The 281-nt window shown below is 64.1% G+C and carries 1 protein-coding gene; it reads right to left on the bottom strand.

All coding sequences use genetic code 11. The features are described from left to right. Positions 1 to 86 precede the first annotated feature (86 nt). The coding region (locus tag AC0IYH_RS31095) for a hypothetical protein (protein ID WP_471838042.1) at positions 87 to 281 on the bottom strand (195 nt) is incomplete at its 5' end.

Below are 281 nucleotides of genomic sequence, written 5' to 3' on the forward strand. Positions count from 1 at the left end.
TCATCGAACTGGTGCCGGCGGAGTAGCGCAAGGGGTCCGACCATCCGTCATCGCTTCGCTGCGCTCGCAACGACGTTAGTGTGGCGTCAGACCGTTCCGGGTGTCGCCACGAACGCGTCCTCGCGCCGTTCTGGCCGGATGTAGATCGACGATAGCGTCGGTAGTTCGTCGTGCAGCTTCGCTTCCAGCGCCTCGATGATCCGCTCTCCATCGCCCATCGTCACGGCATCCTCGAAATCGGCGCTGATCGCGACGAACACCGCGTCGGGGGCGGTGTGGAT

Source organism: Pseudomonas sp. AC463 (genome assembly GCF_979253585.1).